The 22,189-nt window shown below is 70.1% G+C and carries 18 protein-coding genes; 15 read left to right on the top strand and 3 right to left on the bottom strand.

Annotation, left to right across the window (positions count from 1 at the left end; genetic code table 11):
- The first annotated feature begins 13 nt into the window (after nucleotides 1-13).
- Nucleotides 14-3,655, top strand: a complete 3,642-nt coding sequence (mfd, locus tag ACFC3F_RS04440; protein ID WP_376127096.1) for a transcription-repair coupling factor — start codon at nucleotides 14-16, stop codon at nucleotides 3,653-3,655.
- 538 nt (nucleotides 3,656-4,193) lie between these two features.
- Here mfd and ACFC3F_RS04445 read toward each other — a convergent pair.
- Together ACFC3F_RS04445 and gdhA are read right to left on the bottom strand one after the other, a co-directional pair.
- Nucleotides 4,194-5,807: a DUF222 domain-containing protein gene (locus ACFC3F_RS04445; protein WP_376127098.1), complete on the bottom strand. Its 1,614-nt coding sequence runs from the start codon at nucleotides 5,805-5,807 to the stop codon at nucleotides 4,194-4,196.
- Nucleotides 5,808-6,185: 378 nt separating this feature from the next.
- The gene (gene gdhA / locus ACFC3F_RS04450; protein ID WP_376127100.1) at nucleotides 6,186-7,544 is read right to left on the bottom strand and encodes an NADP-specific glutamate dehydrogenase; all 1,359 of its coding nucleotides are present in this window, start codon (nucleotides 7,542-7,544) and stop codon (nucleotides 6,186-6,188) included.
- A 223-nt stretch (nucleotides 7,545-7,767) separates the two neighbouring features.
- On the opposite strand from gdhA, the gene ACFC3F_RS04455 reads away from it, so the two are divergent.
- The 6 genes from ACFC3F_RS04455 (at nucleotide 7,768) to ACFC3F_RS04480 (ending at nucleotide 13,831) form a co-directional block, all read left to right on the top strand.
- The gene (locus ACFC3F_RS04455; RefSeq protein ID WP_376127102.1) at nucleotides 7,768-8,367 is read left to right on the top strand and encodes a gamma carbonic anhydrase family protein; all 600 of its coding nucleotides are present in this window, start codon (nucleotides 7,768-7,770) and stop codon (nucleotides 8,365-8,367) included.
- A gap of 106 nt (nucleotides 8,368-8,473) precedes the next feature.
- Nucleotides 8,474-9,670 carry a Na+/H+ antiporter NhaA gene (locus ACFC3F_RS04460; RefSeq protein WP_376127104.1) on the top strand — a complete coding sequence of 399 codons (1,197 nt, stop codon included), beginning with the start codon at nucleotides 8,474-8,476 and terminating at the stop codon, nucleotides 9,668-9,670.
- The gene (locus tag ACFC3F_RS04465; RefSeq protein ID WP_376127106.1) at nucleotides 9,667-10,428 is read left to right on the top strand and encodes a MazG nucleotide pyrophosphohydrolase domain-containing protein; all 762 of its coding nucleotides are present in this window, start codon (nucleotides 9,667-9,669) and stop codon (nucleotides 10,426-10,428) included. The genes ACFC3F_RS04460 and ACFC3F_RS04465 overlap by 4 nt, the downstream gene beginning before the upstream one ends.
- A gap of 165 nt (nucleotides 10,429-10,593) precedes the next feature.
- Nucleotides 10,594-11,946 (top strand): histidine--tRNA ligase, encoded by a 1,353-nt coding sequence (hisS, locus tag ACFC3F_RS04470; RefSeq protein WP_376127263.1) that lies wholly within the window; start codon nucleotides 10,594-10,596, stop codon nucleotides 11,944-11,946.
- Between the two features lie 122 nt (nucleotides 11,947-12,068).
- Nucleotides 12,069-13,667, top strand: a complete 1,599-nt coding sequence (locus ACFC3F_RS04475; protein ID WP_376127107.1) for a sodium-dependent transporter — start codon at nucleotides 12,069-12,071, stop codon at nucleotides 13,665-13,667.
- Entirely contained in the window at nucleotides 13,664-13,831 is a 168-nt protein-coding gene (locus ACFC3F_RS04480; protein WP_376127109.1) for a methionine/alanine import family NSS transporter small subunit, read from the top strand. Before ACFC3F_RS04475 ends, ACFC3F_RS04480 begins: the two co-directional genes overlap by 4 nt.
- A 21-nt stretch (nucleotides 13,832-13,852) precedes the next feature.
- On the opposite strand, the gene ACFC3F_RS04485 is transcribed toward ACFC3F_RS04480, so the two are convergent.
- A complete protein-coding gene (locus ACFC3F_RS04485) occupies nucleotides 13,853-14,323 on the bottom strand; it encodes a PaaI family thioesterase (RefSeq protein WP_376127111.1) in 471 nt (156 codons plus the stop codon).
- 106 nt (nucleotides 14,324-14,429) lie between these two features.
- Between ACFC3F_RS04485 and ACFC3F_RS04490 the strand changes: the two genes are divergently transcribed.
- The 8 genes from ACFC3F_RS04490 (at nucleotide 14,430) to ACFC3F_RS04525 (ending at nucleotide 22,160) form a co-directional block, all read left to right on the top strand.
- Nucleotides 14,430-14,819 carry a GntR family transcriptional regulator gene (locus ACFC3F_RS04490; protein ID WP_376127113.1) on the top strand — a complete coding sequence of 130 codons (390 nt, stop codon included), beginning with the start codon at nucleotides 14,430-14,432 and terminating at the stop codon, nucleotides 14,817-14,819.
- Nucleotides 14,816-15,835, top strand: coding sequence for a DUF1648 domain-containing protein (locus tag ACFC3F_RS04495; RefSeq protein ID WP_376127115.1), 1,020 nt, complete (start codon nucleotides 14,816-14,818; stop codon nucleotides 15,833-15,835). Before ACFC3F_RS04490 ends, ACFC3F_RS04495 begins: the two co-directional genes overlap by 4 nt.
- Nucleotides 15,836-15,971: 136 nt before the next feature.
- Nucleotides 15,972-16,646 carry an O-methyltransferase gene (locus ACFC3F_RS04500; protein ID WP_376127117.1) on the top strand — a complete coding sequence of 225 codons (675 nt, stop codon included), beginning with the start codon at nucleotides 15,972-15,974 and terminating at the stop codon, nucleotides 16,644-16,646.
- Nucleotides 16,647-16,803: 157 nt separating this feature from the next.
- Nucleotides 16,804-18,084 carry a phosphopyruvate hydratase gene (eno, locus tag ACFC3F_RS04505; protein WP_376127119.1) on the top strand — a complete coding sequence of 427 codons (1,281 nt, stop codon included), beginning with the start codon at nucleotides 16,804-16,806 and terminating at the stop codon, nucleotides 18,082-18,084.
- Between the two features lie 258 nt (nucleotides 18,085-18,342).
- Nucleotides 18,343-18,870 (top strand): septum formation initiator family protein, encoded by a 528-nt coding sequence (locus tag ACFC3F_RS04510; RefSeq protein WP_376127121.1) that lies wholly within the window; start codon nucleotides 18,343-18,345, stop codon nucleotides 18,868-18,870.
- A gap of 44 nt (nucleotides 18,871-18,914) precedes the next feature.
- Nucleotides 18,915-19,433 carry a DUF501 domain-containing protein gene (locus tag ACFC3F_RS04515; protein ID WP_376127123.1) on the top strand — a complete coding sequence of 173 codons (519 nt, stop codon included), beginning with the start codon at nucleotides 18,915-18,917 and terminating at the stop codon, nucleotides 19,431-19,433.
- Nucleotides 19,430-20,707, top strand: a complete 1,278-nt coding sequence (locus tag ACFC3F_RS04520) for a S8 family serine peptidase (RefSeq protein ID WP_376127124.1) — start codon at nucleotides 19,430-19,432, stop codon at nucleotides 20,705-20,707. The genes ACFC3F_RS04515 and ACFC3F_RS04520 overlap by 4 nt, the downstream gene beginning before the upstream one ends.
- A gap of 34 nt (nucleotides 20,708-20,741) precedes the next feature.
- Entirely contained in the window at nucleotides 20,742-22,160 is a 1,419-nt protein-coding gene (locus ACFC3F_RS04525) for an NAD(P)/FAD-dependent oxidoreductase (protein ID WP_376127265.1), read from the top strand.
- The last annotated feature ends 29 nt before the right edge of the window (nucleotides 22,161-22,189 follow it).

The following is a 22,189-nucleotide window of genomic DNA, read 5'->3' on the forward strand; positions in this document are numbered from 1 at the left end:
GTAGACTTCTGCGGTGACAGTTCCCGGGATCGTGCGCGCCCTCGAACAGGCTGAGTCCTTCCGGGATGCCGCGGGCGCAGCATCCGCCGACGCCGACTTCTCGCTCGTCGAAGGCCTCGATGCCCCGCTGCTGGCGGCGCTGCTCGACAGACGCCGCGCGGCAGGACACCCGCCGATGCTTCTCGTGATCACCCCGACGGGTCGCCGCGCCGATGCGCTCGGGCCCGCGCTCGCCTCCGTGCTTCCCGGCGCTGAGGTCATGCATTTCCCCGCGTGGGAGACCTTGCCGCACGAACGTCTCAGCCCGTCGGCCGAGATCGTCGGCAATCGGCTCGATGTGCTCGGCCGCATCGCACGGTGGGAGGGCACCTCGCCGCTCGTCGTGACGACCTCGGTGCGCGGCGCGATCCAGCCGCTCGCGGCGGGGCTCACCGACGTGCCGCCCGTCGAGCTCGCTGTCGGCGGGCGCGACCACGATCTCGCGACGATCGCGCTGAGCCTGGTCGAGCTGGCCTACCAGCGCGTGGACATGGTGTCGCGCCGCGGCGAGTTCGCCGTGCGCGGCGGCATCCTCGATGTCTTCCCGCCCACGGCGCCCCACCCGTATCGCATCGAGTTCTTCGGCGACGAGGTCGACCAGATCCGCGCGTTCTCGGTCGCCGATCAGCGCTCGCTTCCCGGCGACGTGCCCGCCGTGCAGCTCATCGCCAGCCGCGAGCTGCTGCTCACGCCCGACGTCCGTGCCCGTGCCGGCGCTCTCGCCGAGGATTTCCCCGGTCTGCGGGGCATGCTCGAGAAGATGTCCGAGGGGATCCCCGTCGAGGGGATGGAATCCCTTCTTCCGGCCGTCGCGGATCGCATCGTGACGTTCGCCGACTACCTGCCCGAGGGCGCCGCCATCGCGCTCGTCGATCCCGAGCGTGCCGTGACGCGTGCCATCACGCTCGGCGAGACGAACCGCGAGTTCCTCGAGGCGGCGTGGAATGCCGCGACGGCGGGTGCCGAGGCGCCGATCGACCTCGGCGCGGGCGATTTCGTCACGCTGCCGCACCTGCGCGAGGCGGCGCACGCGCGCCGCGCCGTGTGGTGGACGCTGAGCGCGTTCGACTCGGGCGCCTCCGACGCGATCGCCGCGCTTCGAGAAGCGCAGGAGGCCGGCGAGGACATCGACATCGACGTCGCTCTCGAGCAGGCCTCCGCGCTTCGCGTGCCCGGCGCATCCGTGCCCTCGTTCCAGGGCAACGTCGACGGCGCGACGGCGCACGTCGGCCAGCTGCTCGCCGACGGATGGCGCGTCGTCGTGGCGGCATCGGGTGCGGGGCTGGTGGATCGCGCACGCGACGTGCTCGCCGAACGCGGCATCGCGGCTCGCAAGGTCGACACCTTGAGCGAGATCCCGGATGCCGGTGTGGCGCACATCGTCGCGGCGCCTCTCGAACGCGGGTTCGAGGTGGCAGACGCCAAGTTCGCTGTGCTCACGGAGACCGAGTTCTACGGGCGCACGATCGGCGGAGACCAGCGTGTCGTCAAGAAGCTCGCGTCGCGTCGCAAGAACGTGGTCGATCCGCTGCAGCTCAAGCCGGGGGACAACGTCGTGCACGCGACGCACGGCATCGGGCGCTTCGTCGAGCTGACGCAGCGCGAGGTGTCCAGCGGCGGGCGCAATCCCGTCAAGAGCGTGCGGGAGTACCTCGTGCTCGAGTACGCGCCCTCCAAGCGCGGGTACCCCGGCGACAAGCTCTTCGTGCCGACGGATCAGCTCGACCTGCTCTCGCGCTACGTCGGGGGCGAGGCGCCGACGCTGTCGAAGATGGGCGGCAGCGATTGGGCGGCGGCCAAGGGCAAGGCGCGCAAGGCGGTGCGCGACATCGCGGTCGAGCTCGTGAAGCTCTATTCGGCGCGGATGGCCGCGAAGGGCTATGCGTTCGGACCCGATACGCCGTGGCAGCGCGAGCTCGAAGAGGCCTTCCCGTTCGCCGAGACTCCTGACCAGCTGCAGACGATCGATGAGATCAAGGCCGACATGGAGAAGCCGATCCCGATGGACCGGCTCTTGTCGGGCGACGTCGGATTCGGCAAGACCGAGGTCGCTGTGCGGGCCGCGTTCAAGGCGATCCAGGACGGCAAGCAGGTCGCGATGCTCGTGCCGACGACGCTCCTGGTCAAGCAGCACTTGGAGACGTTCTCCGAGCGGTTCGCCGGGTTCCCCGTCAAGGTCAAGGCGCTGTCCCGGTTCCAGACCGACAAGCAGGCGCGCGACGTGCTCGCGGGGCTCACCGACGGCACGATCGACATGGTCATCGGAACGCACCGCATCCTGACCGAGAAGGTCATCTTCAAAGACCTCGGGCTCCTGATCGTCGACGAGGAGCAGCGCTTCGGCGTCGAGCACAAGGACGCGCTCAAGAAGCTGAAGACGAACGTCGACATCCTCGCGATGAGTGCCACGCCGATTCCACGGACGCTCGAGATGGCGGTCACCGGTATCCGCGAGATGTCGACGCTGCAGACGCCGCCCGAGGACCGGCATCCGATCCTGTCGTTCGTCGGTCCGCGCAATGACAAGCAGATCGCGGCGGCGATCCGTCGTGAGCTGCTGCGCGAAGGACAGATCTTCTTCGTGCACAATCGCGTGCAGTCGATCCAGCGGGTCGCCGCCGACCTCGCCGAGCTCGTACCCGAGGCGCGCATCGCCGTCGCGCACGGCCAGATGGGCGAGCACGCGCTCGAAGAGGTCGTCGACGCGTTCTGGGAGCGCCGGTTCGACGTGCTCGTGTGCACGACGATCGTCGAGACGGGCCTGGACATCTCCAACGCGAACACGATCATCATCGATCGGGCCGACAAGTACGGGCTGTCGCAGCTGCACCAGTTGCGCGGGCGTGTGGGCCGCGCGCGCGAGCGGGCGTACGCGTACTTCCTGTATGACGAGATGAAGCCGCTGTCCGAGACGGCAGCGGACCGTCTCGAGACGATCGCGGTCAACAACGACCTCGGGTCGGGAATGCAGGTCGCGCTGAAGGATCTCGAGATCCGCGGCGCGGGCAATCTTCTGGGCGCCGAGCAGGCCGGCCACATCGCAGGGGTCGGGTTCGATCTGTACCTGCGCATGATCGGCGAGGCGGTCGCGACGTTCCGCGGCGACGACGTCGAGGGCCCGACCGAGCTGCGGCTCGAGCTGCCCGTTCAGGCGCGGATTCCCGAGTCGTACATCGACAGCGAACGGCTGCGGCTCGAGGCCTATCAGAAGCTCTCGGCCGCGGCATCCCTCAGCGCGAAGGACGACGCGATCGACCTCGTCGTCGACGAGTTCACCGACCGCTACGGCGACATGCCGGGCGACGTCGACGGGCTCATCGCGGTCGCCCGCCTGCGCCGACGCGCCGCTCGCGCGGGGCTCGCCGACGTCGTCGCGATGGGTCCGAACCTGCGCATCGCACCGGCGCATCTGCCCGACTCGATGCGCGTGCGGCTGCAGCGGCTGCATCCCAAAGCGAAGCTCATCTCGGGCGGTGACGCGCTCGTCGTGCCGTTGCCGACGGCGGGCGGCGAGGCGCCGCGCGATGCGGAGCTCATCGCGTGGGTCGATCAGCTGCTCGATCAGCTGTGGCCGCTGAAGGATGCTGCGCCAGCCGAGGCCGCTGCCGGAGGATGACCCCGCCCGGCGCGCGGAGGGCATGGCCGGCGCGCTGAGCCGTCGTCATCGTCGCGCGTGCCGCCGAGGGGGCGGGTGCTGCCGGCTCGCGGGTGCCACCGAGGGGTGGGGCTGCCGAGGCGGCGGGCGCTGCCGAGGGGGCGGGTGCTGCCGAGCGGGCGGGTGCCACCGAGGGACGGGGGCTGCCGAGGGGGCGGGCGCTGCCGAGGGGGCGGGCGCTGCCGAGGGGGCGGGTGCCACCGACGGGCGGGTGCTGCCGGCTCGCGGGTGCCACCGAGGGGCGGGTGCCACCGAGGGGCGGGTGCTACCGAGGGGGCGGGCGCTGCCGGCTCGCGGGTGCCACCGAGGGGTGGGGCTGCCGAGGGGCGGGGGCTGCCGAGGGGCGGGTGCTGCCGAGCGGGTGGGTCCTGCCGAGGGGGCGAGTGCCGCAGAGGGAGCGGGTGCTGCCGAGGCGGCGGGTGCCTCTGAGGGGGCGGGGGCTGCCGATTTGCGCGTGCCGCCGAGGGCGCGGGGGTTGCCGGGGGGGGCGGGTGCCGGCTCAGAAGGGCGCGGGCGGTCCGCCCTCGTCCGTGCTCGTGGTGGCGATCGCCAGCCAGTCCGTCGGGACGAATCTGACCGTCGACGGTGGTCGGTCCTGGTAGCGACGGCCCGTGGGGGAGTACCACTCGAGGACCCCGCCCGGTCTTTGTTCGACGCGCCACGCCGTGTGGTGTTTGAGCGTGTGATGGCGCCTGCAGAAGTGACCGAGGTTGGTCTCGCAGGTCGCCCCGCCCTTCGCGGCGTCCTTCGTGTGGTCGACGTCGGCGCGGATCGCCGGGCGCCGACACCCGGGAGCCCGACAGCGCTCGTCGCGCGCCCGCAAGTGTCGGCGGAGCTTCTTGTCGGGCCGGTACCGGTCGACGGCGAGCACGGCACCGGTATGCGGATGAGTGAGGACGCGGTCCCACCCCTTCGCGTGGCCCGCCAGACGGAGAGCGGTGTCGGGATCGATGGGACCGTACCCGGCCAAGAGGTAGGGCTCGGCGCCGGAGCCCGCGGCGGTGAGCGCGGGGACGGTGACCTGGACGTGCCCCGTGAGCGCGGCGAGCGCGTCACCCTCGCCATGTGCAGCCGGCGCGCCGGCCAGAAGCAGGTCGGCGAAGAGGTCGGCGCGAATCTGGTCCATCGTCCGGGAGTCGCGGGGTTCGGATGCCGCACCGTGCTCGTCGCCGGTCCACGCCGCACCGTCGGCGTCGCTGTCGGTCGATGCGGCGTGCGCGTTGCCGGATCCCGCGATCCTCGCGCCCGCGTCCGCGCCGGCGCCGGCGAGCGTGCCGTCGGATGGGCCGGCGAGCGTACTGTCGCCCGCGCCGGCGAGCGTACCGTCGGACGGGCCGGTGACGACGACGGGTTCCGTAACGACGACGGGTTCCGTGACGACGACGGATCCCGTCTCGTCGTGGCCGTCGCTGTCGCGCGCCTCGAGCGAGCGGGGCCCGCTATCGGCCGCGGCGTTGTCGTTCACGATGGCGCGGGCCATCTCGGTCAGCCGGTCGCGGATCGCGTAGGCGAGCGCTGCCGGCTGGTCCGAGATGATCCGCGCGACACCGTCGTCGAGGTCGATGAGCCGAACGCACCTGTCCGCGACGGCCCGGCGCTGCCGCTCGACAGTCGCATCCGGGTCGAGCTGGGCGGCGACCGCCCGCGCCATCGCGCGCAGTCGGCCCGGCGCTTCGGCTTCCGCTACCGCGATCACCGTCTCTTCGTATCGGGCACGAGTGTCGGCATCGGCGATGGGAGAGCCGGCGTCGAGGATCACTCGGACATGTCCCGCGTCGATACGCCCTGCCTGCCACGCGGCGAAGGTGGCGGCGAAGCGACTCGTGAGTGTCGCGGCATCCCCCATCCGGGACTGCACGGTTCGATCCGTCACCCGCATCGCCGCACCCAGCTCGGCCGCGACTTCGCGGACGGCCAGGTCGCTGCGCGACATGCGGCGGCCGGCTGCTCTGCCCTGCGCAACGCGAGCGAGGGAGAGGTCCACCGCGTCGGCGAGCAGCTGCTCTTGCCGCGCCTCGAGTGCTGCGATCTGCCGACGGGTGGTGAGCATGTCGGATACGAGGTCATCGAGCGCGGTCGTCCAGCCGGTGTCGGTCGACAGGTCGTGCCCCATGAGCGCTCCAAACACAGAGAGTGGACGGTCAAGCGCGAGATGGGCACGTGCGCGAGAACTGGCTCCAGTGTAGTACATATCTTCGATTAAGGGAAGGGGCGCGAAGAAAAAAGGAAAAGAAATGCGCGTCTCGCGCCGACCAGAACACGTCGACGTCCGCGGACCGGCACCGAGCGGCACCCCACGACGGCGCCCGGCGTGCCGAGCAGGCTGGTCTGCAGCATCCCGGCGACGGCGCAGACGATCAGCCCGACGCCTCCGAAGGTCCTCGTCGTCACCCGGCCGCGCATCTTCCCAGGGTGCCAAGGCGTACGTTCCGCAGCACCACCTCTGACAGCAGCCGCCCGGGAACCGCCGCGAAACCCGCGCGGAGAAGCGTCAGATGACGCCCTGCGCGAGCATCGCGTGCGCGACGCGCTCGAAGGCCGCCGAGTTGGCGCCCACGACGTAGTCACCGGGGCGGCCGTACCGCGCGGCGGCGTCGAAGGCGGAGTCGTGGACGTCCTTCATGATCGAGCGCAGGCGCGATTCGCTGTCGTCGAAGCTCCACCGCTGCCGAGAGGCGTTCTGGCTCATCTCGAGCGCCGACGTCGCCACGCCGCCCGCGTTGGCGGCCTTGCCCGGCGCGAACATCACGTCGGAGGACTGGAACGCGGCGATGGCACCGGGTGTCGAGGGCATGTTCGCACCCTCGGCGACCGCGCGCACGCCGTTGCCGATGAGGGCGCGGGCATCCTGCTCTTCGAGCTCGTTCTGCGTCGCCGACGGGATCGCGATGTCGACGGGCACCTCCCACGGGCGTGCCCCCTCGACGAAACGTGCCGACGGTCGACGAGCGGCGTACTCGCCGATGCGCGCACGCTCGGTCTCTTTCACCTGGCGCAGCAGCTCGACGTCGATGCCGGCGTCATCGACGACGTAGCCTGACGAGTCCGAAGCCGTGACCGGAGTCGCGCCCAGCTGCCACGCCTTCTTGATCGCGTAGATCGCGACGTTGCCCGAGCCGGAGACGCCGACGCGCAGCCCCGCGAGGGACTGACCGCGCACACCCAGCATCTCCTGCGCGAAGAAGACCGCGCCGAAACCGGTCGCCTCGGTGCGGACCTCGGCACCGCCCCACTGCACGCCCTTGCCGGTGAACATGCCCGACTCGTGGCGGTTCGTGATCCTGCGGTACTGGCCGAACAGGTAGCCGATCTCGCGCGCCCCGACGCCGATGTCACCGGCGGGGACGTCGGTGTGCTCGCCGAGGTGGCGATACAGCTCGTTCATGAAGGACTGGCAGAAGCGCATGACCTCGGCGTCGGAGCGGCCGTGCGGGTCGAAGTCGCTGCCGCCCTTGGCGCCGCCGATGCCCTGCCCCGTGAGCGCGTTCTTGAAGACCTGCTCGAAGCCGAGGAACTTCACGATCGACAGGTTCACGGATGGGTGGAAGCGCAGGCCGCCCTTGTACGGACCGAGCACCGACGAGAACTGCACACGGAACCCGCGGTTGACGCGCAGACGCCCGCTGTCATCGACCCACGGCACGCGGAACAGGATCTGCCGCTCGGGCTCGACGAGCCGTTCCACGATGCCGCCATCGACGAACTCGGGATGCTCCTCGAGCACGGGGCCGATCGACTCCAGCACCTCATGCACGGCCTGGAGGAACTCGGGTTCGTGGGGGTTGCGTGCCTGAACCGTGTCGAACACCTCGGTGACGGCGGGCGGAAGAGCGGCGAGCGTTTCGGTCACGGAGAGCACTTTCTGGCCGGAGCGATGGGCACCCGGAACCGGCGATCCCCACCCACGGGTTCGTGGGCTGCCGGGTGCGACGCGGATTATGCGTGGCTGCCCGGGGGTGCGCGGGTGACGCGCATCGGCACGGACGGGAGACCTCAGCCTAACGCGCGCGACTCATGAGCGGATGCCACGCGCACGAGAGCGCGCTACGCTGAGCGCCGACCGAGGAGGAACGATGAGGTTCGAGCATCTCGGGGTCGGGCCCCGCATCCACCCCACGGCGGTCATCGCGCCGACCGCCGTCATCAGCGGCGACGTCGAGATCGGTGCCGAGTGCCAAGTGCTGCACGGAGCGGTCATCACGTCGGAGGGCGGTCCCGTCACGCTCGGGCATGACGTCATCGTCATGGAGAACGCGCTCGTACGCGCGACCGCGACGAACCCGGTGCACATCGGCGACCATGTGCTCGTCGGGCCGATGGCGAGCGTGTCGGGCGCGACGATCGAGGACGAGGTGTTCCTCGCGACGGGGACCCGCATCTTCAACGGCGCCCGGATCGGCGCGCGCAGCGACATCCGCATCAATGCGGTCGTGCACCTGCGGACGACCCTGCCGCCCGAGTCGGTCGTGCCGATCGGCTGGGTCGCCGTCGGTGAGCCCGCCCGGATCCTGCCTCCCGAGCGGCACGAGGAGATCTGGGCGGCGCAGCGCGAACTCGACTTCCCCGGCTACGTCTTCGGACTCGACGCCGAGACCCCCGATCTCATGGTGCAGCTCACCGAGCGCTACGGCCAGAGCCTCGCCCGCCACGCGCACGACACGCGCGTGGACTGATCCGCCGCGGCGGTCTCGGAAGGCTCGGTACACTGGGCGGCGGTGAGCCGGGAAGTCTGGTCGGCACGGTGCTGCCGTACCCTGCCGACTCACCCGAAAGAGGCCCATGTCCCTGCTGCGCTCCGCACGATTCCCCGCCGTCATCCTGCTGGCAGCCGCCGTCCTCGGGCTGATCCTCGCCAACTCGCCGATCGGTCCGGCCGTCGCCGAGATCAAGGGCGCGTACCTCGGCATCCCCGGGGTCTTCGAGATGTCCGTCGGCCACTGGGTGCAGGACGGCCTGCTCGCGATCTTCTTCTTCGTCGTCGCGATCGAACTGCAGTACGAACTCACCGCGGGCGAGCTCAACTCCGCGCGCAAGGCCCTGCAGCCGGCGATCGCGGCCGCGGGGGGAGTCATCGTGCCGATCGGGGTGTTCCTGCTCTTCGCCGGCGGAACCGACGCCGCCGGCGGGTGGCCCATCCCCACGGCGACCGACATCGCCTTCGCCCTGGGCGTGCTCGCCGTCTTCGGTAAGGGCCTGCCCAGCGGCATCCGGATCTTCCTGCTGGCGCTCGCGATCCTCGACGACATCGTCGGGATCGTCTTCATCGCCGTGCTCTTCACGAACGACGTCAACGTCGGCCTGCTCGCGCTCGCCGTGGTCGCCGTTGCGATTTTCGCCGTGCTGAGCCGCATGCTCGGCTCGCGTGCGGACGGCGTCGTCATCGCCGGGCTCGTCGTACTCGGGCTCGCGACGTGGGTGCTCGTGTACCTCTCAGGTGTGCACGCGACGATCGCCGGTGTCGCGCTCGGGCTCGTGATGGCGCAGCAGCCGGCGATGCGCACGCGCCACGCGCTCGAGCCGTTCGTCAACGGACTCGTCCTGCCGCTGTTCGCCTTCTCGGCCGCACTCGTGGTGATCCCGATGGTGTCGCCCGCTCAGCTCTCACCGGCGTTCTGGGGCATCCTCGTGGCGTTGCCCGTGGGCAAGATTCTCGGCATCACGCTCGCCGGATGGATCTCGCTGCGGATCGGCAACCGGGGCAAGACCCCCCATCTCGCACTCATGGACCTCGTAGCCGCCGGCGCGCTGGGCGGGATCGGATTCACCGTCTCGCTGCTGCTGTCCGAGCTCGCTTTCGCGGACAGCCCGCTCGTGCGCGACGAGGCGACGCTCGGCGTGCTCGCCGGATCGGTGATCTCGATCGTGCTGGCGGCGGCGCTCGTCGCGCAGCGCGCGCTGCACTATCGCCGCACCTCGCCGGAGACCCGTGACGAGGAGCTGCCGCCGCAGGAGGAGACGAAGGGCCAGATCGCGTGACGGATGCCGCACCCGACCCGCGCGCGCAGCCCGATGCCCTCCGTGCCGCGGCTGAGACGATGCGCGCCGTGCGGGATCGCTGTGTGTGGACGCAGCAGATCGATCATCGCGACCTCGTGCCGTACCTCGTCGAGGAGAGCGCCGAAGTCATCGATGCGGTCGAGGACGGCACGCCCGCCGAGCTGCGCGAAGAGCTCGGCGACCTGCTCTGGCAAGTGCTGTTCCACGCCGAGATCGCCTCGCGCGACGCCGTCGAGCCGTTCGACATCGACGACGTCGCCCGGGGGCTCACCGACAAGATGGTGAGGCGGCATCCGCATGTCTTCGCCGACGCCGTCGCGCGGACCTCCGATGAGGTGCTCATGCACTGGAACGCCGCGAAAGCGGCCGAGAAGAACGAGCGCACGAGCGTCCTCGACGGCGTCAGCGACCGGATGCCCTCCCTCGCGCTCGCGCAGAAGCTCCTGGGCAAGGCGACGACGCTTCGACACGCTCAGCGACCAGACCCCGCCGCGCCCCCAGTCCCTGACCCGGGACTGCCCCCGGTCCCTGAGCGTGCCGAAGGGTCGACGGCCGAGGCGCCCGGACTGCCCCCGGTCCCTGAGCTCGCGGAAGGGCCGACGACCGAGGCGGAGCTCGGCGACGCGCTGCTCGGGCTCGTCGTCGCCGCCCGCGCGAACGGGTGGGACGCCGAGCGCGCGCTGCGCGTGCGGGTGCGCCGCCTCGAGCGCGACATCCGCGACGCGGAGCGTGCATAACTCCTCACCGAACCGCTGGATGCACGTCGAGAACGCCGCCCCGCGAAATCCATGAGGAGTTGTGCACGCGGTGGTCCTGACGTTGTGCACGCGGTGGTCCTGACGTTGTGCACGCGGTGGACCTGGAAGAATGACCCCGTGGCATCCGTCAATCCGCCGCGCGGCATGCGCGACTTCCTCCCCGCCGACAAGGCCCGTCGCGAGCGTGTGCTCGCCGTCATCCGCGAGCGCTACCGTGCGCACGGGTTCGACGAGATCGAGACCCCCGTCATGGAGGAGTACGCGCGCCTGCACGCGGGCATCGGCGGTGACAACGAGAAGCTCGCCTACAACGTTCTCAAACGCGGTCTCGACGCCGAGGCGATCCGTGCCGCCGCAGACGACCCCGAGGCTCTGACCGACCTCGGGCTGCGGTACGACCTGACCGTCCCGCTCGCGCGGTTCTACGCGAGCCACCGCGGCGAGTTGCCGACCGTGTTCCGGGCGATCCAGATCGCGCCCGTGTGGCGTGCCGAGCGCCCGCAGAAGGGGCGCTACCGCCAGTTCATGCAGTGCGACATCGACATCATCGGCGACGCGTCGGCGCGGGCCGAAGCCGAACTCGTCGTCGCGACCCTCGACACGCTCGACGCCCTCGGTCTCGAGGGCGGAACGGTGCGCATCAACGACCGCCGCGTCCTCGACTGGATGCTGGACCGCTTCGGCTTCGCCCCCGACGAGCGGCCCGGCGTGCTCATCACGATCGACAAGCTCGACAAGATCGGGCCGTCCGGCGTCGTGAGCGAGCTGCGCGAACGAGGCGCGACACCGGACGCGGTCGACGGCCTCGAGTCGTTCCTCACCCGACCCATGACGCTGGAATACAACCCGTACGGCGAGCGACAGATCCGAAAGCTGCTGCCCGAGGGAGCCCCCGACGACATCGTCGCGCACCTCGTCGGCATCGGCGCGGCCGTCATGGCGGCACGCCCTTCGACAAGCTCAGGGGCGACAAGCTCAGGGGCGACAAGCTCAGGGGCGACAAGCTCAGGGGCGACAAGCTCAGGGGCGACAGGCTCAGCGGCCGCGGCCGGCGACATCCCGCTCGTGTTCGACCCCTTCCTCGTGCGCGGCATGGGGTACTACACGGGCACGATCTTCGAGCTCGCCCACCCCTCGGTCAGCTACTCGCTGGGCGGCGGCGGCCGCTACGACGGCATGATCGGCCGTTTCCTCGGCCAGGACGCGCCCGCCGTCGGCTTCTCGATCGGCTTCGAGCGCATCGTCGACCTCGTGCAGGAGCGCGCGGATGCCGCAGCCTCGGCGATCGTGCTCGTGCACGACCGCGATGCGGCACAGGACGAGCTCATCGCGATCAAGGCCGCACTCATCGCCGAGGGCTCGCGTGTGCGCCTGGAGCAGCGCACCAAGAACCTCAAGGCGCTGCTCGAGCGCGCGGCATCCGACGGATACACGGCTTTCGCGACCGTCGCGGCCGGCGCGACGCGCGCCGAACTCGACATCAAGCCGCTGGGCTGAGCCGGGCCCGCCGCGCCAGTCGCGCGCGCTTGCGCCGGACTGGTAGCGTGCCGGGGACCGGAGTGGCCGATGCTGCGGCACCGGCAGACACACTGGCAGTCACACTGACAAGGGAGTTACCTGTGGCCGTATCCGATTCACGCAACGGAGCGAGCGTCGAGAAGCCTCGTGAGCAATGGACCGGACAGGTCGGATTCATCATCGCCGCGATCGGTTCGGCGGTCGGTCTGGGCAACATCTGGCGGTTCCCGGGAGTGGCGTACGAGAACGGCGGCGGCGCCTTCCTCATCCCGTACATCATCGCGCTGCTGACCGCCGGCATCCCGATCCTGTTCCTCGACTACGCGATCGGCCACCGTTTCCGCGGGGCCTCGCCGACCGCCTTCCGTCGGCTCGCCCGCCGCGGCAAGGGCTTCTTCGAGGCGCTCGGGTGGTTCCAGGTGATGATCGCGTTCGTCATCGCCCTCTACTACACGGCCGTCATCGCGTGGGCACTGAGCTTCTTCGTCTTCTCGTTCGATCTGCGCTGGGGCGACGATCCGGGCGGGTTCCTCATGAACGACTATCTGCAGGTCGCCGAACCGGGCTTCAGCCTCGACTTCGTTCCCGGCGTGCTCATCCCGCTCGCGATCGTCTGGGTCGTCGCGATCGTCGTGATGGCGGCTGGTGTCGCGAAGGGCGTGCAGCGCACGAACATGATCGCGCTGCCCGTGCTCGTCATCGCCTTCACGGTGCTCGTCGTGCGCGCGCTCTTCCTCGACGGCGCCGCCGAGGGCCTCAACGCCCTCTTCACGCCCGATTGGGAGGCGCTGGCGAACCCGAACGTGTGGATCGCGGCATACAGTCAGATCTTCTTCTCGCTGTCGATCGCGTTCGGCATCATGGTGACCTACGCGTCGTATCGCCGCCGCAAGTCGAACCTCACGACGCCGGGTCTGGTCGTCGCGTTCTCGAACTCGTCGTTCGAGATCCTCGCCGGCATCGGCGTCTTCGCCACGCTCGGCTTCTTCGCCTTCCAGCAGGGCATCGCAGTCGGTGAACTCGAAGGCCTCACGGGTGTCGGGCTGTCGTTCATCACGTTCCCCGCCATCGTGTCCCAGATGCCCGGCGGCCCCATTTTCGGGTGCCTGTTCTTCGGTTCGCTGACGCTCGCGGGGTTCACATCGCTCGTATCGATCCTGCAGGTCGTCTCTGCGGCCGTGCAGGAGAAGTTCGGATGGACGCGGCGCACGGCATCGATCGGCGTGGGCGTCGTGTCGGCGGCACTGTCGATCCTCATCTTCTCGACCACGACGGGCCTGCTCGCGCTCGACACGGTCGACCAGTGGGCGAACAACATCGGGATCGTCGCGTCGGCGGTGTTCCTCACGATCCTCGTCGTGTGGGTCGCCCGCAAGGGCCCCGAGCTGCGCTACCACCTCAACGCCCTGTCGACCTTCCGCGTCGGCGGCTGGTGGGTCTTCCTGATCGGCGTCCTCGGGCCCATCGTGCTCGGCTACATGCTCGTGCAGCGCATCATCGTGCTCGTCACCGAGGGGTACGGGGGCTTGCCCGAGTGGTACCTGCTGGCCTTCGGGTGGGGCACGATCGTCGTCATCGTGGTCGGCGCCATCATCCTGCCGCTGCTTCGCTGGAAGCGCTCGCCCGACGACTTCGAGCCCTGGCCGGCATTCCCGCCGGCACCCGTCACCCCGTCGGCTCAGCGGAAGGCGTCCCGATGACCCCCCTCGCCATCACGTTCCTCGTCCTGTCGATCATCATCGTGTGGGGCGGCACGGTCGTCAGCGCCCTGTTCCTGCGCAGCAGGCCCGAGGTGGCGGTGTTCCCGCCGGGAGACCCCGAGGATCACCGGCAGGACGCCGGGGTCATCGAGCACGACACGTGAGATTCAGGGTGCGCAGTCGGCTCAGTTCGCCCGCTCCGTGACCCGCCGCTTCTCGCGGACGTAGACCTCGCGCCTCACGTGTGCGACGACGTCGCCGTCGGCGTCGACGATGTCGGTCTCGAACCACTCGAGCACCTTCGCGCCGCCGCGCGCGCGGTCGCGGAGATCGTCGGCCGTCTCGACCGGAACGTGGAAGTGAGCCGTCAGGACACCGCGGCCCGGCTTGACGAACTCGATCTCGCCGCGCGTGTCCCACACGACGTAGTCACGGCCGAGCTGATGCATGACGAGCATGAAGAAGTACGGATCCGTCATCGCCGACATCGATCCGCCGAATGCCGTCTTGACGTAGTTGCGGGTGACGAGGTTGACGTGCAGTTCCACGGTCGCGCTCGTCCAGTCGTCTGAGAATCGCCGCACGCGGATTCCGCTGAAGAGGTTCGGGATCCACAGACTCATGCCGATGGCGAGGCGACGGGGCGTGATGCGCATCCGATCATCGTGGCGTGCGGGCTCGGGGCGCGCACATCGCTTGTGCATGAGGCGCAACCCAACAGGTGCGGAAGACCTGTTGTTCTATATAAACTAGAGTAAGTGCATGCTCATCACCATCGACGCCGAGAGCGACGTGCCGCTGTTCGGGCAGGTCGCGGATTCGGTGCGCGCTGACGCTGCGGCCGGGCGCATCCGGGCAGGGGACCGCCTTCCCTCGGCGCGCGATGTGGCCGGCGCGCTCGACATCAACGTGCACACCGTGCTGCGCGCCTACCAGCAGTTGCGCGACGAGGGCCTGATCGAACTGCGGCGCGGTCGCGGCGCGGTTGCGACACCCGCCGTGGGCGCCCTGTCGGGTCTGCACGCCGAGATCGTGGCGCTCGTGGGTCGGGCAGCCGAACTCGGGCTGTCCCCCGACAGCCTCGCCGCGCTCGTACGCGAGACCGCGCGCGTGGGCGATGCCGCGCGCTCCGACGAAAGGAAGACCCCATGACCGGTCCCGTCTCCGCCCGCCTGCGTGCCGTCGGACTGATCGCGCCCATCGTGCTCGCCGTCGTCGGCGTCATCATCCAGGCGATCTGCCTGCCGCGCGTTCCCGCGCGGATCGCGATCCACTGGGGGCTGGACGGGCGGGCCGACGGGTACGCACCCGCCTGGACGGCCCTCGCCATGACGGCGGTGATCGGAATCCTGTTGCCGCTCATCGTCGTGGGGTCCGCGCTGATGCAGAGCCGCGTCGATCCGCGCTGGGGCCAGCGTGGCGGCTCCTACCGCTTCATCGGCGGTGTGTCGCTCGGCACGACGGCCTTCATCGTCGTGATGATGACCTCGACGGTGCTCACGCAGGTGGGCATCGAGAACGCGACGGATGCCCCGGCGATCTGGCTGAGCATGCTCGCCGGCGCCGTGGCCGGAGTCATCGGCGGCGCGATCGCCCGGGCAGCGCTGCCGGCGGGGATGCCGCGCCCCCGCGTCGCGACGGCCGACCCGCTGCCGCTCGCCGACAACGAGCAGGCGGTCTGGATCCGCACGGCCGTGATGTCGCGCGGGGGAGTCCTCGTGCTCGTCGGCGGAGTCGTGCTGCTCGTCGCGATCGGGATCGGGATGATCCTCGCGGGGGAGTCGGGGCCGGCCTGGATCGTTCTCGGGCTCGGCGCACTGATCGCGCTCCTCGCCGCGTCCAACACGGTCTTCCACGTCGTCGTGGACGCGTCCGGGCTCACCGTGCGCTCGGCCCTCGGGGTCCCTCGGTTCCGGATCGCCGCGAGCGACGTCACGGTGGCAACGGCGTCGCACGTGAACCCCATGGCCGAGTTCGGCGGCTGGGGCATGCGATGGTCGCCCGACCGCCGATTCGGCGTCGTGCTGCGAACGGGGTCGTGCATCGAGGTCACGAGGTCGAACGGACGCACCTTCGTCGTCACGGTCGACGATGCAGCAACCGGCGCCGCGCTCCTGAACACGATGGCCGCACGCGCGAGCGGGCCCCATCGGATCGTGGATCGATGAACTCGAACGCGGCTACCGCGGCAGCATCCGGTCGCGACGCGCAGCACCGACGACTTCGTGGATACCGGCGTGCCCGTCATCGATCCGTTCGCGTTCACGGGTTGACGGATGCCGGGTGCCCGGTGAGTCTGGACGGGTGAGCGAACCCCTTCCCGACCCGCAGTCCTGGCGCCGCGTCGACGCCTACCTGACCGACACGCTCATCGGGCACGATCCCGGCCTGGAAAGCGCCGTCGCCGAGCAGAACGCGGCGGACCTGCCGTCGATCGAGGTCGCCCCGGTCAACGGCAAGCTGCTGCACCTCCTCGCGCGCATGTCCAACGCGCGCCGCGTGCTCGAGATCGGCACCCTGGGCGCCTATTCGACGATCTGGCTCGCGCGGGCGCTCCCCGACGACGGTCGCGTCGTCACGATCGAGGCCGAGCCGCGCATCGCCGAGCTCGCACGTCGGAACCTCGATCGCGCCGGGGTGGGCGACCGCGTCGAGATCAGGCTGGGGCGCGGAGCCGATGTGCTGCCGACGCTCGAGGGCGGCGAACCGTTCGACCTCGTCTTCATCGACGCCGACAAGGAGTCGAACACCATCTATCTCGACTGGGCGGCGCGGCTGGGTCGGTCCGGCACGATCGTCATCGTCGACAACACGGTGCGCTCGGGGGAGGTCGCCAACCCCGCGACCGAGGACCCGCAGATCATCGGAGTGCAGCGCGGCATCGAGATGCTCGGCCGCGATCCCCGCTTCGACGCGACGGCGATCCAGACGCTCGACGCGAAGGGCTGGGACGGGGTCGCCATCGCACTGGTCGTTTAGCGGCGGGGAGCGAGACCGGCGCATCGCGACCTTTAGGCAGGCTCAGGGGCCGCTCAGCGGGGCCGCCCTTCGGGGAGCGGCATCCGATCACTAGACTCGCACCGACGGACCGACGACGCTCCGCCGATCCCCACCTCCACGACCTAAGGAGTCCCCTGTGGCACTGATCGAGGCTGTAGGCGCGCGCGAGATCCTGGATTCGCGCGGCAACCCGACCGTCGAAGTGGAGGTGCTGCTCGATGACGGCACTGTCCAGCGTGCGGCGGTCCCTTCCGGCGCATCGACGGGCGCATTCGAGGCGTACGAGCTGCGCGACGGCGACGCGAACCGTTACGGCGGAAAGGGCGTCCAGAAGGCCGTCGCCGCCGTCATCGACGAGCTCGGACCCGCCCTCGAAGGAGTCGAGGCGAGCGAGCAGCGTATCGTCGATGAGATCCTCATCGAGACCGACGGCACCGAGAACAAGTCCCGTGCCGGCGCCAACGCGATCCTGGGCGTCTCGCTCGCCGTCGCGAAGGCGGCCGCCGACGCCGCCGACCTGCCGCTGTTCCGCTACCTCGGCGGTCCCAACGCGCACGTCCTGCCGGTGCCGCTGTTCAACGTCATCAACGGCGGCGAGCACGCCGACAACGGGATCGACTTCCAGGAGTTCTTCCTCGCGCCGATCGGCGCCGAGACCTACGGCGAATCGCTGCGGTGGGGCACCGAGGTCTATCACGTCCTCAAGGGCGAGCTGAAGGCAGCGGGTTTCGCGACGGGACTCGGCGACGAGGGCGGCTTCGCTCCCGACCTGCCGAGCAACCGCGAGGGGCTGGACTTCCTCATGCGCGCGATCGAGAAGGCCGGCTACACGCCCGGCACCGACATCGCCGTGGGCCTGGACGTCGCCGCTACGGAGTTCTTCAACGACGGCGTCTACACCGTCGAGGGACAGCCGTGGTCGGCCGAGAAGCTCACCGACTACTTCGCCGACCTCGTCGCGAACTACCCGATCGTCACGATCGAGGATGCCCTCGCCGAAGACGACTGGGATGCCTGGAAGGCGCTCACCGACAAGCTCGGCTCGAAAGTGCAGCTCGTCGGCGACGACCTGTTCGTGACGAACCCCGAGCGGCTGCAGCGGGGAATCGACCTCGGTGTCGGAAACGCCCTCCTGGTCAAGGTGAACCAGATCGGCACGCTGTCCGAGACGCTCGACGCCGTCGCCCTCGCGACGCAGAACGGCTACCGCTCGATGCTGTCGCATCGCTCGGGCGAGACCGAGGACACGACGATCGCCGACCTCGCGGTCGCCGTCAACTGCGGTCAGATCAAGACCGGCGCGCCCGCCCGCAGCGAGCGCGTCGCGAAATACAATCAGCTTCTGCGCATCGAGGAAGACCTCGGCGACGCCGCGGTCTTCGCGGGTCGCTCGGCCTTCCCTCGGTTCAAGGACTAGATCTCGATACGCCCGCTGCGCGGGCTACTCGATCACCGGGTGGGCTGCTGTGGCGGGCTACTCGGTCACCGGGTGGGTTGCTGAGGTGGGCTGCTCGGTCACCGGGTGGGTTGCTGAGGTGGGCTGCTCGGTCACCGGGTGGGTTGCTGAGGTGGGCTGCTCGGTCACCGGGTGGGTTAGCTGAGGTGGGCTGCTCGATCACCGGGAGCGCGCTGAGGCGGGCTGCTCGATCACCGACCGCGAAGAGAAGGGGGAGCCGTGGCCAAGACGACGGCTCCCCCTGCTCGCGCCCGCCGCACGCGTGAAGCGCGCCAGGTCGACGTCCGGCAATGGCTCGGCGGCATCCGACTGTCGGGATTCATGGTCATCATGCTGGGGCTCGTCGTGCTCGCCGCATTCGTGCTCGTGCCCACGATCGGCACCTACATCGGGCAGCGGCAGCAGATCGCCGCGCTCGAGCGCTCGGTGCAGGTGAGCCGCGAAGAGGTGACCGCGCTCGAGCAGCAGCGGGAGCGCTGGCGCGATCCGGCCTACATCACGACGCAGGCTCGTGAACGGCTGTACTACGTCAAGCCCGGCGAGGTCATCTACCTCGTGGACAACGATCTGCCGGCCGATCAGCGTCCGCAGGAACTGGATCCCGTGAGCGAAGAGGTCGAGCAGACGCGCACCGACTGGATGTCGCAGTTCGTCCGCTCGCTCACCGAAGCGGGGCTCGCGCAGACCGTCGCCCCGCCCACGGTCGGTGTGCCCGACCCCGCCCCCGACGAGTCGCCTTCCGGGTGAGGCGATCCAGCGGCGCCCCAGCCGTGGCCGGTACCCTGGAGGACGTGCCGACGCCTCCCTATCCGCCCGTGACCGACGCCGATCTGACGGTTCTTCGCGAACAGCTCGGGCGTCCCGCCCGCGGTGTCGTCGGCGTCGCCGCGCGGTGCGCCTGCGGCAACCCGACCGTCGCCGCGACGGCGCCGCGCCTCGACGACGGCACGCCGTTCCCGACGTTCTACTACCTGACGCATCCCGCCGCGACCGCGGCCATGTCGACGCTCGAAGCCGGTCAGGTCATGCGCCAGTTCACCGACGAGCTCGCCGACGACGACGATCTGCGCGCGGCCTACCAGCGCGCACACGACGCGTACCTCGCCGACCGTGCGCCGTACGGCGACGTCGCCGAGATCGAGGGCATCTCGGCCGGCGGCATGCCGACCCGCATCAAGTGCCTGCACGCCGTGCTGGCGCACACGCTCGCCGCAGGACCCGGAGTCAATCCCTTCGGCGATCGCGCACTCGCGCTGTCGTCGTGGTCTCCCGAACGCTGCGTGTGCGCCCGACCGGGAGCCGCGGGGTGAGGCTCGGCGCGCTCGCGACCGGCGCGCTCGCCCTGTCCCTCGCCGTCGTCGCACCGCTCGCCCCCGCCCCCTCGACCACGGACGCGCCCGAGATCGACCCCATCCGCGGCATGCAGTACTGGCTCGACGAGTACGGCATCGAGGAGGCATGGCAGACGACGCGCGGTGAGGGCGTGCGGATCGCGATCATCGACACGGGCATCGCGCGCGGTCCCGTCGAGTTCGAGGGCGCCGTCGTGAACGGCATCGATGTGTCCGGCACGGGGAGTCCGGACGGGCGCAAGCCGGTCGGCACGATCGACCGCAATCACGGCAGCTGGGTGGCTTCGCTCGCCGCGGCGCGCGGCACGGGGCCGGGCGCCGGCATGATCGGCGTGGCGCCCGAGGCGGAGCTGCTGTCGGTCTCGGTCGGCTTCGGGGCCGCGGCATCCGTGCCGTTCGTCGACCAGATCGCCCAGGCGATGCGCTGGTCGGTGGACAACGGCGCCGACGTGATCAACCTCTCACTCACGACGAACGTGCCCGACTGGGACAAGAGCTGGGACGACGCATTCCTCTACGCGTACGAGAACGACGTCGTCGTCGTGGTCGCGGCAGGAAACCGCGCGAGCGGCACATCGCGCGTCGGCGCCCCCGCGACCATCCCGGGCGTGCTCACCGTCGGCGGTGTCGACCCCGAGGGGCGCGCGAGCCTGGATGCCTCGACGCAGGGCATCACGATCGGCGTCTCCGCACCGAGCGAGAAGCTGCTCGGCGTCTCGGCCGACGGGCGGGTGGTGCTGTGGGACGGAACGAGCGGCGCCGCGCCCATCGTCGCCGGCATCGCGGCCCTGGTCCGCTCGGCGCATCCCGACCTCGACGCCAACAACGTCATCAACCGCATCGTCCGCACGACGCGCCCCGCGCCGGCCGCGACGTCGCATCCCGATCCGCTCTACGGCTACGGCCTCGTGGACGCCGCCGCGGCGGTGGCCGCCGAGGTGCCCGCCGTCGTGGCCAACCCGATGGGCAGTCTGCAGGAATGGATCCGGCTCTACCGACGCGCGGATGCTGCACCCGCACCGACGCCGACCGGCGGCCCCGTCGATGTCGATCCGCTCCCGCCGGTCGCCGACGGTCGGATCGAGACGTCGCCTCTCCTGCCGTCCTACGAGACGCTGCTCTACGGCACGCTCCCGCTTCTGGCACTCACCTCCACCGCTATACTGATGGGGCTCGGCGTCACTGCAACTGTCCGACGCATCCGAATGGCGTCCCGCGCGCCGAGCCGCTGATCCACGAGGAGTTTTCCCCGCCGTGAGCAACACCGTGCCCAGAATCCTCGTCGTCGGAGGCGGATACGCGGGCTTCTACACCGCCTGGAAGCTCGAGAAGCTCCTCCGCAAGGGCGAAGCGGAAGTCATGATCGTCGATCCGCTGCCGTACATGACCTACCAGCCCTTCCTCCCCGAGGTCGCGGCCGGTTCGATCGAAGCGCGCCACTCCGTCGTCGCGCTGCGTCGTCACCTCAAGCGCACGGCGGTGATCGCGGCGAAGGTGACCGGTATCGATCACGCCCGCAAGGTCGCGACGATCACTCCCGTGGCGGGTGAGCCCTACCAGCAGGAGTACGACCAGATCGTCGTCACCGCCGGTGCGGTGTCGCGCACGTTCCCGATCCCCGGCATCGCCGACAACGCGATCGGCCTGAAGACGATCGAAGAAGCCGTCGCGATCCGTGACCGGCTGATGTCGAACTTCGACAAGGCGTCGGTCCTGCCCCCCGGCCCCGAGCGCGACCGCCTGCTGACGGTCGTCGTCGTCGGCGGCGGATTCGCCGGCATCGAGGTGTTCGCCGAGCTGCGCTCGCTGGCGTCCTCGCTGGTGAAGAGCTACCCGCAGATCACCTTCGAGGACACGCACTTCCACCTCGTCGAGGCGATGGGCCGCATCATGCCCGAGGTATCGCTCAAGACGAGCGAGTGGGTGCTCAAGAGCCTCGCCGAGCGGGGCGCTTCGGTGCACCTGGACACGCAGGTGACCGGTGCCGTCGACGGCAACATCGAGCTGTCCACCGGCGAGACCATCCCGAGCGACCTCATCATCTGGACCGCCGGCGTCATGGCGAACCCGACCGTCGTGCGCGGCAGTGACCTGCCCGTCGAAGAGCGCGGCCGCATCCGCACCCGGCCCGACCTGCGCGTCGGCACGGAAGAGGAGATCGTCGAGGGCGCCTGGGCGGCCGGTGACATCTCGGCCGTGCCCGACCTCTCGGGCGGCGGCGTCGGCGGGTACTGCGTGCCCAACGCGCAGCACGCCGTGCGACAGGCCAAGCTGCTCGCGAAGAACCTCGTCGGCGTCCTGCGCGGTGAGCTGCCGCGCGAGTACGTCCACCACAACATGGGTGCCGTCGCGGGTCTCGGCCTGTACAACGGCGTCTTCCAGTCGGGCAACATCGCGCTCAAGGGCTTCATCGCCTGGCTCGCCCACCGTGGCTACCACGGCCTCGCGATGCCGTCGTGGGAGCGCAAGTGGCGCGTGCTGTGGGGCTGGTGGAACAACTTCTGGCTGGGTCGCGACCTCGTCAACCTCGAGACCGTGCAGAACCCGCGCTATGTCTTCGAGGAGTTCGCCGCGCGTCCGCGTCCGCCGCAGCCGGCCGTCACCCCGCCGGCCGAGCCGCGCGACCAGGGCAAGCCAGCCGAAGCGAAGCGCGCCGACGCCGAGAAGGCGGCCGTCTCGGGCTGACCGGTAGCGTGGGTGTCGTCAGCTGACGA

Source organism: Microbacterium sp. NPDC055910 (assembly GCF_042271185.1).
GTDB lineage: Bacteria > Actinomycetota > Actinomycetes > Actinomycetales > Microbacteriaceae > Microbacterium.